This window comes from Vibrio sp. R78045 (genome assembly GCF_042466085.1).
GTDB lineage: Bacteria > Pseudomonadota > Gammaproteobacteria > Enterobacterales > Vibrionaceae > Vibrio > Vibrio cyclitrophicus.
In genome coordinates this window covers 526451-542299 of sequence record NZ_JAXHBS010000008.1, presented here as the reverse complement: position 1 = coordinate 542299, position 15849 = coordinate 526451, and the positions used below count along the sequence as shown (strand labels likewise).

Below are 15849 nucleotides of genomic sequence, written 5' to 3'. Positions count from 1 at the left end.
TAATATAAAAAAAAATGACCCTATAAAGGGTCATTTCTCAAAAAACTAAGTTTACGCTTATTTTGACTTGCGATTTACTGGCTCAACGAAGCTTAAGCTAGTATCCCAAGGCTGCTCAATCCAAGTGTCTTGAGCGATATCAACGATGTACTCATCTAGTAAATGTGCGCCAGATGGTTTTGCACAAACTGCGATTAGTTTCGCTTTCGGGTACATTTCGCGAAGTTTACGTGCAGTGTCACCACTATCAACAAGGTCTTCAACGATAAGGAAGCCTTCGCCGTCACCCTCAGGTGCTTTAACTACCGTCATATCACGTTGGTGATCGTGGTCGTAGCTAGAAATACAAATCGTATCTACGTGACGAATACCTAGCTCACGGGCCAAGATTGCACCAGGAACTAAGCCACCACGGCTTACTGCCCAGATGCCTTTCCACTGTTCTGCTGGCATTTGCTTTTCTGCTAGTTGGCGGCAGTAAGTCTGCATGTTGTCCCAAGTGATAACGAATTTGTTGCTCATAGTATAAAACCTAATAATTTTGTCATGTTATTAGAGGCTATGCGAAACATAGCCTCTTCAACGATTAAGCAGAAATCTAGACGATTAAGCGAAAATATATTTAAGAATAAAGATAGCCGACATTACCCACACTGCAGGTGAAACATCACGACCTTTACCACTTAGCAGCTTAATTGCAGCGTAAGCGATGAAACCTAGTGAGATACCCTCAGCAATAGAGTACGTCAGCGGCATTAGCAAACATGTTACCACGACTGGTGCAGCTTCCGTAAGATCACGCCAATCAATGCCAACTAGACCAGACATCATTAGAATTGCTACATAAAACAGTGCACCAGATGTTGCGTAAGCCGGGATCATGCCTGCAAGCGGCGAGAAGAAAAGAGCCAGTAAGAATAAGATACCAACAACAACTGCTGTTAGGCCGGTACGACCACCCTCAGCAACACCAGCAACACTTTCTACGTAAGAGGTTGTGTTTGATGTACCTAATAATGCACCGATAGACGTTGCTGTAGAGTCAGCGAGTAGTGCTTTATTCAAGCGTGGTAGTTTGCCGTCTTCTTTAATTAGGTTTGCTTTTGTTGCAACACCAACCAAAGTACCGGCAGTATCGAATAAATCGACAAACAAGAATGCAAATACCACTGAAATCATACCGATTTCGAATACAGCAGAGAAATCAAGCTGCATGAATGTAGGTGCTAGGCTTGGCGGTGTAGACATGATACCGCCATATTGAACGTCGCCAATTGCGATACCAATCGCTGTGATTGCTAAAATAGCAATCATTACTGCGCCTTTAACACCACGATGAACGAGAGCAATAGTAAGGAAAAAACCCAGTGCGCCTAGAATAGGAGCAACCGCGGTAATATCGCCCAGTGAAACCTTAGTTGCTGGGTTAGAAACCACGATGCCAGCATTGCTAAGTGCAATGAACGCTAAGAAAAGGCCGATACCTGCAGAGATACCAACACGCAGAGACATAGGGATCGAGTTAATAATCCATTCACGAATCTTAAAGATACTTAAGAAAATGAAGATTACGCCTGATACGAAAACTGCTGACAGAGCAACTTGCCACGTATAACCCATACCCATTACAACAGCGTAGGTAAAGAATGCGTTCAACCCCATGCCTGGAGCTTGAGCAATTGGGTAGTTAGCAACAAAGCCCATAATGAAACAGCCAATAGCAGCCGCTAAACAGGTTGCTACAAATACAGCGCCATGGTCCATCCCAGCGTCAGCTAGAATCATTGGGTTTACAAAAATGATGTAAGCCATTGTTAGGAAGGTTGTTAGACCTGCGATGATTTCAGTGCGCACATTGGTGCCATTTTCACTGAGTTTGAATAGCTTTTCGAACATTATCGAATCCTATAAGGGTAAAAAGTAAACGGTTGCGTAATCGATTGGCTGTGGATTATAAAGTTATCAAATAACAAATTCCAGATAGAATTAAGGCTCTAATTAATATTTATCAGAATGACGTATGAAACAAAGTGATTAAAAACATAAACTGAATAATTAAATAATCATTAAAAACAAAGATTTAAAACAAAAAAACAACAATTATACTTGATTACTTTTTCGACCATCGATTATTTTCATTGAGAATCTAGCCATCAAATTCTCAAATGAAACCCACAAGAGTTGTGTATTTTTCAACAGGATTCGTAATAAGGCGTGAATTGATCGTTTGGCGTTTAAAAAATAACCGCAACGAATGACAGAGAAATAATGAATGAATGAAAGTGGTTGGGAACAAGATAGGCGATAAAGTAGCAGGCAAAAAAAACGCCACTCAAAAATGAGTGGCGGTAGAATCAGTCAACCAAAGGGTTGTAAAAGAATTCCAATATATAGGGGTGAACAAACTGTTCAAGTTACAAGCAGCTGGTATTAGTAACCAAAGCTTGTTGGGTATGCAAAGTTGCTAGTGTAAACAGAGCTGTTAAGCCAGAACATTGCAGATGGTAAACCTTTCATAACTATCACCTTAATAAATCAATAAAAACGAATTTGATTTCTCGGTTCCCTGGAGGCGATAAAACGGACTCATCCTTTGAGCATTTACTCTTCACTTAAGAAGTTGGTTATTAATATACCTCAAAGAAAAAAGATTACAAGCTTTTCCTGCTCCACATCACACTTTTAGCTGTTTATGGTTATTTTACAAACTAAATCTCGTAATTAAATTACACAACAAAACTAAATAAACGTTTGCCTGAATTAATTATAAGCATCAAGACACTTACTCATGATCAAATGAACAATCTAGCTTTCAAAATTTGAGGAGTCTGGGGCTTAGAAGCGCTACTCGTCAAAACGCGCAAGTGGTATGCTGTTGCCATCAAAACAGATCCATATTTTAGATTTTTGTTCTAACTTTCCATCCATCCAAATCCTAAATATATGGTTATCAAATAAAAAAGGAGTCATCCGTGTCTGAATTCCATTCTGAGATCAGTAAATTGTCCCCTGCCCCTATTTGGCAGTTTTTCGATAAGATTTGTTCAATCCCACACCCTTCAAAGCACGAAGAAGAGCTTGCTCAATACATTATTGCTTGGGCAACAGAGCAAGGCCTAGATGTGCGTCGCGATCCAACGGGCAACGTATTCATCAAGAAGCCAGCGACACAGGGCATGGAAAACAAGAAAGGTGTCGTGCTACAAGCTCACATCGATATGGTTCCACAAAAGAACGAAGACACAGTTCATGACTTCGCTAAAGATCCAATCCAACCGTACATTGATGGTGAATGGGTTACTGCAAAAGGCACAACACTTGGTGCCGACAATGGTATGGGCATGGCTTCTTGTTTGGCCGTTCTTGCTTCAAACGAAATCCAACACGGCCCTATCGAAGTTCTACTAACCGTAGATGAAGAAGCGGGTATGACTGGTGCTTTCGGTCTTGAAGCGGGTTGGTTAGAAGGCGATATCCTTCTTAATACCGATTCAGAGCAAGAAGGCGAAGTGTACATGGGTTGTGCTGGCGGTATCGACGGTGCAATGACTTTCGACATCACTCGTGATGCAGTCCCTGATAATTTCGTTACACGTAAGCTAACGCTAAAAGGCCTTAAAGGCGGTCACTCTGGTTGTGATATTCACACGGGTCGTGCAAACGCAAACAAATTACTTGCTCGTTTCCTAGCGTGTCACGCAAAAGAGCTAGACCTTCGTATCATAGAGTTCAAAGGTGGTAGCCTTCGTAACGCTATCCCTCGTGAAGGCTTCGTAACGGTTGCAGTACCGGCTGAAAACCAAGAGAAACTGGCTTCGTTATACAACTACTACACTGAGCTTCTATCTACTGAGCTGGGTAAAATCGAAGACAGTATCGTAACATTCAACGAAGAAGTAACCGTTGAAATGGGTACTCTTACTCAAGCAGAACAAGCTCGCTTTATCGCGGCACTTAACGCATGTCCAAACGGCGTGATTCGTATGAGTGACGAGATTGAAGGTGTTGTTGAAACGTCTCTAAACGTAGGTGTTATCACAACAGAAGAGAACTCGATCACAGTGCTTTGCCTGATCCGTTCTTTGATCGATTCAGGTCGTAGCCAAGTAGAAAGCATGCTGCACTCTGTTGCTGAGCTAGCAGGCGCTAACATCTCGTTCTCTGGTGCTTACCCAGGTTGGAAACCAGACGCAGATTCAGAAATTATGCATATCTTCCGCGACATGTACGAAGGTATCTACGGTCACAAGCCAAACATCATGGTTATCCATGCAGGTCTTGAGTGTGGTCTATTCAAAGAACCTTACCCGAATATGGATATGGTTTCTTTCGGCCCAACAATCAAGTTCCCACACTCTCCTGATGAGAAAGTGAAGATCGACACAGTTGAGCTATTCTGGAACCAAATGGTTGCACTGCTTGAAGCAATCCCAGAAAAAGCATAATTCGATAATATATATACTCAATAGATGCTGCTTACAGTAAGCACCGTTTATTCAAAACAAAATAAAACAGGTACTCAATGAGTACCTGTTTCTGTATCTAATCTTTGTAATCGACTATTTGTGACTAAACAAGCAATTAAGCGCGTGTAGCCGCGTAGCTCTCTAGCTCATCAATTGAAGTTTGTGCCACAACTTCACCATCGATGAAGTACGTCACCATCTCGCCATCGCGAACACCGATTAATGTAGCACGCTCACCAGATTGGTATGTAATATCCATTTGGATAGTGTTTTCATCGATCTGCTGCATTTGACCTTTTTCGATCATATCAGCACTTGTGATAGGACCTACCGGCGCTTCCGTTAGAGACGGATCCAGTTGATGGTTAATATCAAGGTAAGTATCCATCTTAGTATCAAAGATATGCGGGGTACCAGTTAGAGGGTTACTACCCGTCCAGAACTCTAGCGAGTTGAACACTAAGTAATCGGCAGCAATAGTTAGACCGTAAGCTGGTGCTAACAATAAGTTTAAACCACCACGAGCATAACGGTTATCAACAGCTTTAAGGTTGAATTTCATTAAGTACCCCGTCACTGCGTTGCTACCAACGCAGCCAGATAAAGCAACTGATACCACCGCCAGAGCTACGACTTTTGAAATTGTTTTCTTCATTTTTATCTCGATATTTGAATTTGGCCACCAAAAATGGCGATGGATAATAGCAGCCATCACATTCTGAATTATCAGATTAAAATCAATAAATTGTCAGAAAAATCACAAATTGAAACACCCAAAATTATCGCAAATTAAAAATTGAAACCAATAACCAACCCCCTCCATAAAAAAGTTTTGTCGTCACAGTAAAGCGATTGATTCGTACTAAAAATCAACGATTGCTACATTCCGTGTTAACGAATTATCACTATGTTGAGAACAACCTAAATGGCAAGACTAAAACCTAATCAACCATTCGAATTACTTGGTTATACTGTTCAGCCAGGACAACGAAAAGAGATTGAACTACAGGCAGCTCAGCTTTACACGCACTCTCCACTTTCGATCCCGATTGAGATCATCCACGGTCGCCAAGCTGGCCCAACACTAATGGTAAACGCTGCTATTCACGGTGATGAGCTAAACGGTGTTGAGATTGCACGACAGTTAACTAACGCAATAGAACCTAATAAACTGAAAGGTACATTAATTGTTGTGCCGATCGTAAACGTATTTGGCTTCATTCATAAATCTCGTTACTTACCAGACCGTCGCGACCTAAACCGTTGCTTCCCAGGTAGTGAGAAAGGCTCATTGACATCACGCATCGCTTACACCTTCTTCGAAAACGTAGCGAAGCACTGTGATTACATTTTGGATCTACATACAGGTGCTATTCACCGTACTAACCTGCCACAGATTCGTGCAAACCTATCAAATCCAGAAACATTACGAATTGCGAAAGCGTTCGCAACGCCAGTAATCATTGATTCACCTTTGCGTGATGGTTCACTGCGTAGCGAAGCTGAAAAACTGGGCATCCCGGTACTGACTTATGAAGGTGGTGAAGCGCTGCGTTTTGATCCTTTAGCGATTCGTGCAGGCTATCTAGGCGTTCATCAAGTGATGAAAGAAATAGGCATGTTGCGCCCTAACCGTAAGAAGTTGCCAGAGCCAGTATTGAGCAAATCCACCAGCTGGATCCGCGCTGAATCAGACGGCATCTTGCGTAATATGGTAAGACTTGGTGAACAAGTTGAGGCTGGGCAAACTCTAGCTTACATCAGCTCTCCTTTGGGCCACGAAGAAGGCCAAGTGATCACAACCAAAGGTGGTATTGTGATTGGCCAGCAAACGCTGCCTCTTGTCAACGAAGGTGATGCAGTATTCCACATTGCTTACTTCAAACAAGACGATGAAGAAGTAGGCCAATCAGTAGAAAGCTACATTGAAGAAGTAGCAGAAGACGATTGGCTAACCACACTGAACAACTGATTAAAGCTTGATAGAGCGACGTTAAAAACGATAAATAAAAACCGTCGCTCTTAGGCAAAATAGAAACGAACTCCACAAACGAAAAAGCCCCAATATAGTCACCTATATTGGGGCTTTTTTTATAAGTCCCTTATCTTAAAATTAAGGGACCTATAAGTTAATCGTGCACCGAATTACTCAGCGTCTTCCTCTTCTGCACGAGCTTTAGCGCGTGCTTCACGAGCTTGCTCAGCTTTAAGCTCTTTAGTGTGACGTAGTTCGTCACGCTCTTTACGCTGCTCTGATTTACGCTCGTTACGTTCTGCTTGGTTTGCGATGAAAGATGCTAGTTCTTTCTCTGCCCACTCTTGTGCTAGAGCTTCAGTTTCGAAACCAGACTCACGCTTAGATACTGTAGTACTGCGAGATGTTACTTGACGAGTAATCTCTGCACACCAACCGTTGCGTTTTTCTGTAAGGCGGATATCAAATTTTTTGTTCTTAGACATGTTCTATTTTTTCCTAAGGGAGATCATTACGGGATCGGTCAACTTTGATAACTCCATCTAAGTGGGTATCTTTTAACACCATCCCTTGGTAAGCGCGGTATTAGAGCACAAATCAACACATATTGCTGCAAATATTTGCAGCGGATCACACTCTAGTGCGGTAAATCGTTTGCGAGTCATTTCAATTCGTTCATAACTCCAAAATAGCTTCCAATTTACGGGGCACTTTCTCGATAACGAGCAAATGAACTATGCTCAAATAGAGATAAATGAAAGAGATAGCCTATAGACTCGGATCTCACCATCGAAACATCTCACCTACTCCGCCCATAATTACAATAGCGAAGGGGTTGCTATGGATAGCTTTATCAAAAATTTACCTAAAGTTGAACTGCACTTACATATTGAAGGTTCGTTAGAACCAGAACTGATGTTCAAACTCGCCAAGCGTAATAACATTTCAATTCCCTTTGAAAACCCAGACCAAGTAAGGGACGCGTACCAATTTCACAATCTTCAGTCCTTTCTCGATATCTATTACCAAGGCGCTAACGTACTCATTCATGAACAAGACTTCTACGACCTGACATGGGCTTATCTACTGAAGTGCCAGCAAGATAATGTGGTTCATACCGAAATATTCTTCGACCCTCAGACTCACACTGAACGCGGTATTGCCTTTGAAGTCATAGTCGGTGGGATCACTCGAGCTTTGAATCAAGCAGAGCAAGAACTTGGCATCAGCAGCCAACTGATCATGTGCTTTCTGCGTCACCTTGATGAAGACAGCGCTTTTGAAACGCTCAAACAAGCACTTCCCTATAAAGATAAGATCATTGCCGTTGGGCTAGATTCATCAGAACAGGGCAACCCGCCAGAGAAATTTAAATATGTATTCCAAGAAGCTATCAACCAAGGCTTCCTGACCGTCGCACACGCCGGAGAAGAAGGCCCAGCACAAAATATTATCGACGCACTGAGCTTGTTAAGCATTACCCGAATTGATCATGGCGTTCGCTGTGTTGAAGATGAAAACTTGATGGAACAGCTAATCGCTAAACGCACACCGCTGACGGTCTGCCCACTATCGAATACCAAGCTCAAAGTCTTCGACACCATGCAAGAGCACAACATCGTCGAGTTGCTGAGAAGAGAGCTATGCGTCACCATCAATTCCGATGATCCCGCTTACTTCGGCGGGTATATGAATGATAACTTCCTCGCCGTCGCCAATGCTCACATGGTGACGAAAAACGAATTAGCACAGTTCAGTATTAACGCCATCGAAGCCAGTTTCATCTCACCTCACGCCAAAGAAGCTCTCATTGCACAAGTGCGCCAATATCTTGCTGAAAATATTCACTAAAAAATGGACCTATGCAGCGATCAAAAAAAGGGAAGCTCAATGTTTCCCTTTCAAAATGAGTTCGAAAATCAATACGCTTAGCCTGGGTGACCATCCACTCTTGGGGTTAACAGCATCATGCCAAACTTCCAGATAAATAGACCAAACGCTAACGTCCACAAACCTGCGCTGATGTTCACAATTTCAAACAAGTAGGCAGGGAAGAAAGTCACGCCTAAACTGCGAACGAGTGCTGCGATAAAAATAGCAGAGAACGCCAAAGCCATACTCTGCCCTTTATAGATAGCACGACCAGTATGCCCCATCGTCACACGCGTAATCATCGCTAGAATTAATCCACTCAGACCGCCAATAGCAAACAGGTGCAGCATGTTATGGCTTGCGAACGGGTTGTCCAACAAACCTCTCAGCAACAAACTCAAGGGAATACATAAGTAAGCCGCATGCAGTGACCACACCAAAGGTTCAGATAATGTCGTCCACGGTTTCCAGCGAATGAAGCGTACCAATTGAGCTGCTCCCGCAAATACCATCAATTGATTGCCAATTTGAGCAAAAGTTAATGGGAAGAAGCTCAACACAAATAAACCAACCAAAGGTAGATTCGCTAACCATTCTAACCAAACGAGTGGTTGTGCTTTTTCAAAATCAAAACGACGCGCCGTAAAGAATGGAATCACTCGTCCACCCATTACAGACAATAACAACGTAAACCACCACAACATCGCGTGCCATACTGCAGACGATGGAAATGGAGGCATGCCCTTAATGGTTGCATAGCTAGCAAAATTCGCCACGATAGCCAGTATAAACAACGGAACAAAGAACAAGTTCTTCCAGCCTTTTGACTTCACAACTCGGAAACCAATTTCGTAAGCGGCAAAGATCATAAACAGCGCCTCAACCGATGAGATCAGCCACAAAGGTGCAGGAGTCCAAAATAGAAGGCGAGGTGCAAGCCATAATCCCACTAAGGCAGCCAATCGATAATGCTTAGTGCCATTGACTCCCGTCCACGTTTGCACCGCCGTTAAAACAAAGCCGACAACAATCGCCATAGCAAAGCCAAACAACATTTCATGTACGTGCCACCAAAGCGCAGGGACTTTTAAAATCTCCGGCTGACCATTTTGGAACATGACAACCCAAGCCACGATAGCGATAACGGCATAGAGACTGCCCAAAAAGAAGAAAGGTCGGAAGCCTAAACGCAGATAGGCTGGAATTGCGTCTTCTACACTTTTATCTGTGATATTTAACAAACTCGTTCCTCATTTCAGATAACGGCCAAGAATGGCTTATATGGAATTGGCATAAATAGCCAAATTCATGATGCAGTCATCATTACTGTTATTTTTATTTAAGTAATGCACGAAACGCGCCAAAGGTATAAACCCAATAAAAACAATCATAAACGCGTAAAAAACACAAAGAAAAGAGTCAATTAAACACACCAATACATGTCAATTAGACACGAAAGTGTTAAAAATAATAACTACTGACATTTAGTTACTTGGAACATATAGTAAGACTAGTCTCAAATTCAAAAGAACAGACAGGGAACGCGATGTATATTTTCGGTTACGGTAGCTTAATCAACTCCTCTTCACGTCAACTAACAGGTCAAACTGGACAGGCCATTCCTGCAATTGTGCATGGCTTAGTGCGCCATTGGAGTAAAATTGATGACAGTTACGTGTTGTCCCCCCTCATAGTCAATCCAGGAGATGGTCAAGTGAATGGAGTATTGCTTGAGGTTGATGATATTACACTGGCTGATTTTGATCGCCGTGAACGCGGTTATCACCGAATCGAACTCAAAGCCGATCAGATAGAGAGCAACACTGAGTTCAAGCAGGATCAATCGATTTGGGTATACATCAAAAACGAAATTGAAGCGCCTTGCGAGAACAGTCCTATCGTTCAAACCTATGTCGATACGGTATTAGCAGGATGTTTAGAGGTGTCTGAAAGCTTTGCGGCGCACTTTGTTAAACACACACAAGGTTGGCATCACCCATTAGAAAATGATCGCCACCAGCCTAAATACGGCAACCTTGCAGGAGTTTCCGATCATCACCATAGTGTAATTGATGGCTTGATACTGACCGTACGCGGCTAGTTAATATACATAGCTAATTGCTCGACAAAGCTAGCTAATTTAGGTTGGTGAACACATTGACTCACCAACCTAAAGCGAGCTTAAACGACACGAATACCCGTTGGCATCACACGTTCTGGTGTCAGCAGTACACTTTCAGATTCACCTTCCGTTTCTGCACATAACAACATGCACTCAGAGGTGTGGCCTCTCATCTTCGCTTTCGCTAAGTTACACAATACAACCACTAGTTTGCACATTAACTCTTCTTCGGTGTAGTAAGGGACAAGGCTGGTTACCGTTTGTAGCGTCTTCTACTTGCACAATGTAAAGCTTGTCTGCGTTTTCATGACGCACAACCTCAATGATCTTACCCACACGCATTTCTAACTTAGCAAAGTCACCATAAGAGACAGTATCCATTTCTCACTTCCTATATTGATTGGTTTCCACTCATTAAAAATATTTACTAAAATTAAGTAAAATGTAAATGTTTACACTAGCATTAAGCCTAATAGTTACAAGCGGTAAAGATCGCATTAATGGAAGTAAAATGAGAGTTTCATTGCCTTACCTTCATTGTCGGTGTTAAATAGATACAGCAATGAATAGAGGTAAAAGATGGCAACAATTAAAGATGTAGCAAAGGAAGCTGGTGTTTCAGTTGCAACCGTATCTCGAGTCGTAAACAAGTCTCCGAAGGCAAGTGCAAATTCAATTGAGTCTGTAACTAAAGCCATGACAAAACTCGGCTATCGTCCGAATGCCAATGCTCGTGCGCTTGTAAGCCAAAGCACGAACACGGTTGGTGTGTTAGTGGGTGATATCTCCGATCCCTTTTTTGGCACCTTAGTTAAGGCTGTTGATAATGTCGCACGCGAAAACGGTAAACATATCCTTGTCGGCAATGGTTCTCACGATCGTGAAGAAGAGAGACAAGCCATTGAGTTGCTGATCAATAGTCGCTGTGATGCCTTGGTGATCCATTCCAAGGGATTAACGGATGAAGAACTCATCGCCTACGCAAAAGAAGTAAAAGGCTTAGTGTTGATCAACCGTTATATTGCCGAAATCGCCGAGCGTTGTATTTTCTTAGACAATAAGAAAGGCGCTTACCTTGCTACAGAATATTTGATTCGTCATGGTCACAAGAACATCGCATGTATCGCTTCATCACACAGCATTGAAGATGCCGATGAACGAGTGCAAGGCTATCTAGCTGCACTCTCTGATTACAAAATCGCGCTGTCTGAAAGCTACATTGAATACGCCGCTCCAACCAGTGACGGTGGCGAGTACGCAATGACCAACCTATTGACCAAATCTCTCCCGATTACAGGCCTTGTGGCTTACAACGATTACATGGCGGCTGGTGCGTTATCTGTACTTGATGAAAACGGTATTCAAGCACCAGATAAAGTATCGATTGTTGGTTTTGATGACGGCTTAATTGCGCGTTATGTACACCCTAAGCTAACTACGATTCGCTACCCTATTCAGATGATGGCAGAGAAAGCCACTCGCCTAGCGCTTGTGCTAGCTAAAGGTCGAGGTACCTCTTCCGAGCCTATGATGTTCTCTCCTACTTTAGTGCGCCGAAATTCGGTAGAGAAAATCTAAATTTTAGTCAACTCATCAAACAAAAAAAAGCCCTAACAGAAGCAGTTCTGTTAGGGCTTTCTCACCATACTCTTCCCAACAATAATCCCTTTGTTGGAGCCAATTAGCATAAACCGTTTTGAGCTAGAATGGACTAGTTTGAATAATCCCCCGAAAATTCAAACTGGTAACAAGTTCGATAGTGGTATTCCTGTTCAGGCCTAAGAATACAACTTTCTTGCTTCCACTCTGGGTGGTTAGGTGAGTCTGGTAAGAACTGGGTTTCCAATGCAATACCTGCATAGTCTTCATAAGTGCCACCGTTTCGATTGGGTGTTCCACCCAACCAATTTCCGGTATACAGCTGTATAGCTGGCTTAGTAGAAAAGACTTTCAAGGTGACAAGTGCATCAGGCGACGTCACTGTAGCTGCGCATTTATCGCGCTTACAGCCATCCGCTAAAAGAAAAGAGTGATCATAACCTTTGGCCGCTTTTTGTTGTTCATCCCCAAGCAAACGTTCAGAGATCATCATAGGCTGACTGAAGTCAAAGCTAGTCGATTTCACCGCCTTTAAATTGCCTAATGGGATACCAACAGCGTTAGTTGGTAAATATTGTGAAGCATTGATACTAACAATATGAGACAGACAATCGTGACCGTTATTCGCCCCTAGTAGATTAAAGTATGCGTGATTCGTTAGGTTAACCACGGTTGGCTTATCAGCGGTTGCAGAGTAGTTAATGGAAACTCGATTATCTTCGGTTATGTCATAACGCACCGATACATTCAAATTCCCCGGAAACCCTTGGTCTCCATCAGTAGACTCTAGAGTAAACACCACTGACGTTTCTGTTTGCTCGGTAATATTCCAACGACGTTTATCAAAACCATCAGGACCACCATGCAAGGTATTGCCCGCTTGGTTGGTTTCCAACTTGTAGTTCTGGCCGTCAATTTTGAAACGACCATTGGCAATGCGGTTAGCATAACGACCAACCGTTGTGCCCATATAACTGGCTTGTTTCTCGAAGTTCTCCATTGAGTTTACACCTAACAAAACTTCACGTTTGTTTCCTTTGACTGGCAGGATACAACTCAACCACGTTGCACCAATATCCATGAAGGTGACTTGCATGCCATGCTTGTTGGACAAAGTAACTAACTGAGCAGGTTGACCATCATAGGCTGCCGTTTGTGTCATGGATTGATGCAAATTCTGCTCTGAGGTCATTCTAAATTCCTTTCTAGTGCCAGCAAAAAACCTCTACATTAGGTAAAGGATTTACTATTTAGCCTACCATGATCTTTTTACTCGGTAGACCTTCGCTTTTGAGCATTAAGTATCTAAACAGCTAGATTACTTCAACAAGACCCGCTCCGTCTTTAGCTTGGCACACATAAATAGATTCTTTTAGCCCCGTCGCCACTTGATATTTCTGTTCAACGGCTGTTTTAATTTCATCAACCAATGCAGGTGGAACCAATGCCACGATACAACCGCCAAAACCGCCGCCAGTCATACGTACACCACCTTGCTCACCGATCACTTCTTTAACCATATCAACCAACGTGTCGATCTCTTTCACTGTGATTTCAAAATCGTCTCGCATTGAAGCATGAGATTCTGCCATCAACTCGCCCATACGCTTCATATCATGAGTACGTAAAGCTTGAGCCGCTTCAACGGTACGGTCATTTTCAGTAATCACGTGACGAGCACGTTTCGCGACCATTTCATCTAACTCAGACTCTTTCGCTTTGAATTGTTCAATGGTCACATCACGCAGTGCCGGAACACCAAAGATGCGCGCCGCTTCTTCACATTGCTCACGACGCGTGTTGTATTCGCTGTCGACTAAGCCGCGTTTTTTGTTTGAGTTAATGATAACCACAGCCATATCTTCTGGCATAGAGACAGCCGTTGTTTCTAGGCTACGACAGTCCAACAGCATCGCGTGGTTTGCACGACCTTCTGCAGAGATCATTTGGTCCATGATGCCGCAGTTACAACCAACGAATTCGTTTTCGGCTTGCTGACCATTCAGAGCGACTTCCGCTTGACTAATCTCTAGGTTGTAAAGCACCTTGAATGTCTGACCGATGACCACTTCCAGAGCCGCAGAAGAACTTAAACCCGCACCTTGGGGCACGTTGCCGGTTACAGAGATGTCGGCACCTGTAAATTCAAAGCCACGCCCCATTAGGCACTTCACCACACCACGAATGTAGTTAGCCCACATTTTGTCTTGTTGGAATGTAATCTCTTGAGTTAAATCGAACTCATCTACTGCATTACCGTAGTCTACTGATACTACACGCACGATGTTGTCGTCACGCTTAGCCGCTGCGACTACCGTTTGGTAGTTAATGGCACACGGTAGAACAAAACCATCGTTGTAGTCGGTATGCTCACCAATCAGGTTCACACGACCTGGAGCTTGAATTATGTGAGTCGCTTGGTAACCAAGGACTTGCTCAAAAGATGCTTTCACGTTTTGGATCAGATCAGACATAAGTAAACTCTCTGCTTAACTCTTTAATCAATTGGTTATGGCCCCTTTACGACACCACTTTAATTCTTTTAGATTCCCGACTTCTTCGTTCCTCACTCTCGGGATTGACGCTAAACGTTTCAATGAAACTGTCATTCCAGGATCGACGGACGAGATATCAGGAATCTCGCTCGTTATCTACGAAGTAGGCTATTCCTGCTCTTTGTAGTGAACGTCACTCAAATCACGAAGACGTTGCGCGGCTTGTTCTGCGGTTAAATCACGCTGAGATTCCGCCAACATTTCGTAGCCCACCATGAACTTACGAACCGAAGCACTGCGTAACAGTGGCGGGTAGAACAACGCATGCAGTTGCCAGTGATCGATGTCCGTACCTTCTTCGAAGAACGGTGCATAGTGCCAGCCCATTGAGTAAGGGAATGAACATTGGAACAAGTTATCGTAACGACTGGTCAGCTTCTTAATCGCAAGCGCTAAATCATTACGTTGTTCGTCAGTCAGTTCACTCATACGGCGAATGTGTGTTTTTGGTAGCAACATAGTTTCAAATGGCCACGCTGCCCAGTAAGGCACTACGGCAATCCAATGTTCAGTTTCAACCACAGTACGTGAGCCGTCTTTCATTTCAGCTTCAACGTAATCGACTAACAGGTTCGAACCTTGTTGCTCGAAGTACTCTTTCAGTAGCTTTTCTTTACGTTCAATCTCGTTTGGCAGAAAGCTGTTCGCCCAAATTTGACCGTGTGGGTGAGGCTGAGAACAACCCATGGTCTCGCCTTTGTTTTCGAAAGCTTGAACCCATAGGTAATCTTTACCTAGCTCTTCAATCTGCTCGTTCCAGGTATCAATCACACCACGGATTTTATTAACTGGTAACTCTGGCAGCGTTTTGCTGTGGTCCGGAGAGAAACAGATAACGCGGCTCAACCCGCGAACACCTTGAGTCTTGAATAGAGGGTTTTCAGACTCTGGAGCGTCAGGTGAATCAGGCATCAACGCCGCGAAATCGTTACTGAATACGTAAGTACCATCATAATCTGGGTTTTCGTCACCCGAGATACGCGTATTGGTCGGGCACAAGAAACACTCTTTCTCATACGCTGGAAGTTGCGCAGTCGATGGCTTTTCATCTTGGCCGCTCCACGGACGCTTTGCTCGGTGCGGTGATACTAAGATCCACTGACCCGTTAATGGGTTATAACGACGATGTGGGTGGTCTACTGGGTTAAATTCAACTTTTGACATGTTTAGGTTGCTCTCAAATTTTGTGTCTTGGTCAATTCACCAAGATGAATAATTCTTCTACAAGGAGATTCCCTATCACGCTCGTTCCTCGCTGTA

At 43.3% G+C, this 15849-nt stretch carries 13 protein-coding genes and 1 pseudogene; 5 read left to right on the top strand and 9 right to left on the bottom strand.

Annotation, left to right across the window (positions count from 1 at the left end; genetic code table 11):
• Nucleotides 1-57: 57 nt before the first annotated feature.
• Nucleotides 58-522, bottom strand: coding sequence for an oxytetracycline resistance phosphoribosyltransferase domain-containing protein Tet(34) (gene tet(34), locus SJY39_RS04935; protein WP_010436346.1), 465 nt, complete (start codon nt 520-522; stop codon nt 58-60).
• Nucleotides 523-606: 84 nt separating this feature from the next.
• Complete coding sequence (locus SJY39_RS04930; RefSeq protein ID WP_390241444.1) at nt 607-1896, bottom strand: NCS2 family permease; 1290 nt, start codon at nt 1894-1896, stop codon at nt 607-609.
• A 1076-nt stretch (nt 1897-2972) separates the two neighbouring features.
• Between SJY39_RS04930 and SJY39_RS04925 the strand changes: the two genes are divergently transcribed.
• A complete protein-coding gene (locus tag SJY39_RS04925) occupies nt 2973-4445 on the top strand; it encodes an aminoacyl-histidine dipeptidase (RefSeq protein ID WP_016791373.1) in 1473 nt (490 codons plus the stop codon).
• Between the two features lie 136 nt (nt 4446-4581).
• Here the strand turns inward: SJY39_RS04925 and SJY39_RS04920 are convergent, their stop codons facing one another.
• The gene (locus SJY39_RS04920) at nt 4582-5121 is read right to left on the bottom strand and encodes a DUF3332 domain-containing protein (RefSeq protein ID WP_010436340.1); all 540 of its coding nucleotides are present in this window, start codon (nt 5119-5121) and stop codon (nt 4582-4584) included.
• 270 nt (nt 5122-5391) lie between these two features.
• Here SJY39_RS04920 and SJY39_RS04915 point away from each other — a divergent pair, with 270 nt between their 5' ends.
• A complete protein-coding gene (locus tag SJY39_RS04915; protein ID WP_010436338.1) occupies nt 5392-6438 on the top strand; it encodes a succinylglutamate desuccinylase/aspartoacylase family protein in 1047 nt (348 codons plus the stop codon).
• Between the two features lie 173 nt (nt 6439-6611).
• On the opposite strand, the gene SJY39_RS04910 is transcribed toward SJY39_RS04915, so the two are convergent.
• Nucleotides 6612-6926, bottom strand: a complete 315-nt coding sequence (locus tag SJY39_RS04910) for a DUF3622 domain-containing protein (RefSeq protein ID WP_010436335.1) — start codon at nt 6924-6926, stop codon at nt 6612-6614.
• 355 nt (nt 6927-7281) lie between these two features.
• On the opposite strand from SJY39_RS04910, the gene SJY39_RS04905 reads away from it, so the two are divergent.
• Nucleotides 7282-8292: an adenosine deaminase gene (locus tag SJY39_RS04905; RefSeq protein WP_016793807.1), complete on the top strand. Its 1011-nt coding sequence runs from the start codon at nt 7282-7284 to the stop codon at nt 8290-8292.
• A gap of 77 nt (nt 8293-8369) precedes the next feature.
• On the opposite strand, the gene SJY39_RS04900 is transcribed toward SJY39_RS04905, so the two are convergent.
• Entirely contained in the window at nt 8370-9554 is a 1185-nt protein-coding gene (locus tag SJY39_RS04900) for an NnrS family protein (RefSeq protein WP_016767617.1), read from the bottom strand.
• Between the two features lie 305 nt (nt 9555-9859).
• Here SJY39_RS04900 and SJY39_RS04895 point away from each other — a divergent pair, with 305 nt between their 5' ends.
• Complete coding sequence (locus tag SJY39_RS04895) at nt 9860-10414, top strand: gamma-glutamylcyclotransferase family protein (RefSeq protein ID WP_010436312.1); 555 nt, start codon at nt 9860-9862, stop codon at nt 10412-10414.
• Between the two features lie 80 nt (nt 10415-10494).
• On the opposite strand, the pseudogene SJY39_RS04890 reads toward SJY39_RS04895, so the two are convergent.
• Nucleotides 10495-10816 (bottom strand): annotated as a pseudogene (locus SJY39_RS04890) (tRNA-binding protein).
• A gap of 198 nt (nt 10817-11014) precedes the next feature.
• Here SJY39_RS04890 and SJY39_RS04885 point away from each other — a divergent pair.
• Nucleotides 11015-12013, top strand: a complete 999-nt coding sequence (locus SJY39_RS04885) for a substrate-binding domain-containing protein (RefSeq protein WP_010436305.1) — start codon at nt 11015-11017, stop codon at nt 12011-12013.
• A gap of 133 nt (nt 12014-12146) precedes the next feature.
• Here the strand turns inward: SJY39_RS04885 and galM are convergent, their stop codons facing one another.
• From galM to SJY39_RS04870, 3 genes are all read right to left on the bottom strand, one after another.
• Nucleotides 12147-13226 carry a galactose-1-epimerase gene (galM, locus tag SJY39_RS04880; RefSeq protein ID WP_010436301.1) on the bottom strand — a complete coding sequence of 360 codons (1080 nt, stop codon included), beginning with the start codon at nt 13224-13226 and terminating at the stop codon, nt 12147-12149.
• A 121-nt stretch (nt 13227-13347) separates the two neighbouring features.
• Nucleotides 13348-14508 carry a galactokinase gene (gene galK, locus SJY39_RS04875; RefSeq protein ID WP_010436297.1) on the bottom strand — a complete coding sequence of 387 codons (1161 nt, stop codon included), beginning with the start codon at nt 14506-14508 and terminating at the stop codon, nt 13348-13350.
• Between the two features lie 189 nt (nt 14509-14697).
• A complete protein-coding gene (locus SJY39_RS04870) occupies nt 14698-15753 on the bottom strand; it encodes a UDP-glucose--hexose-1-phosphate uridylyltransferase (protein WP_016787772.1) in 1056 nt (351 codons plus the stop codon).
• Nucleotides 15754-15849: the final 96 nt, after the last annotated feature.

What these genes read in the sequence shown, in the direction of transcription:
- SJY39_RS04930 (WP_390241444.1), bottom strand. Translation starts at nt 1,896, where the DNA reads ATGTTCGAAAAGCTATTCAAACTCAGTGAAAATGGCACCAATGTGCGC.
- SJY39_RS04920 (WP_010436340.1), bottom strand. Translation starts at nt 5,121, where the DNA reads ATGAAGAAAACAATTTCAAAAGTCGTAGCTCTGGCGGTGGTATCAGTT.
- SJY39_RS04915 (WP_010436338.1), top strand. Translation starts at nt 5,392, where the DNA reads ATGGCAAGACTAAAACCTAATCAACCATTCGAATTACTTGGTTATACT.
- SJY39_RS04910 (WP_010436335.1), bottom strand. Translation starts at nt 6,926, where the DNA reads ATGTCTAAGAACAAAAAATTTGATATCCGCCTTACAGAAAAACGCAAC.
- SJY39_RS04905 (WP_016793807.1), top strand. Translation starts at nt 7,282, where the DNA reads ATGGATAGCTTTATCAAAAATTTACCTAAAGTTGAACTGCACTTACAT.
- SJY39_RS04895 (WP_010436312.1), top strand. Translation starts at nt 9,860, where the DNA reads ATGTATATTTTCGGTTACGGTAGCTTAATCAACTCCTCTTCACGTCAA.
- SJY39_RS04885 (WP_010436305.1), top strand. Translation starts at nt 11,015, where the DNA reads ATGGCAACAATTAAAGATGTAGCAAAGGAAGCTGGTGTTTCAGTTGCA.
- galM (WP_010436301.1), bottom strand. Translation starts at nt 13,226, where the DNA reads ATGACCTCAGAGCAGAATTTGCATCAATCCATGACACAAACGGCAGCC.
- galK (WP_010436297.1), bottom strand. Translation starts at nt 14,508, where the DNA reads ATGTCTGATCTGATCCAAAACGTGAAAGCATCTTTTGAGCAAGTCCTT.
- SJY39_RS04870 (WP_016787772.1), bottom strand. Translation starts at nt 15,753, where the DNA reads ATGTCAAAAGTTGAATTTAACCCAGTAGACCACCCACATCGTCGTTAT.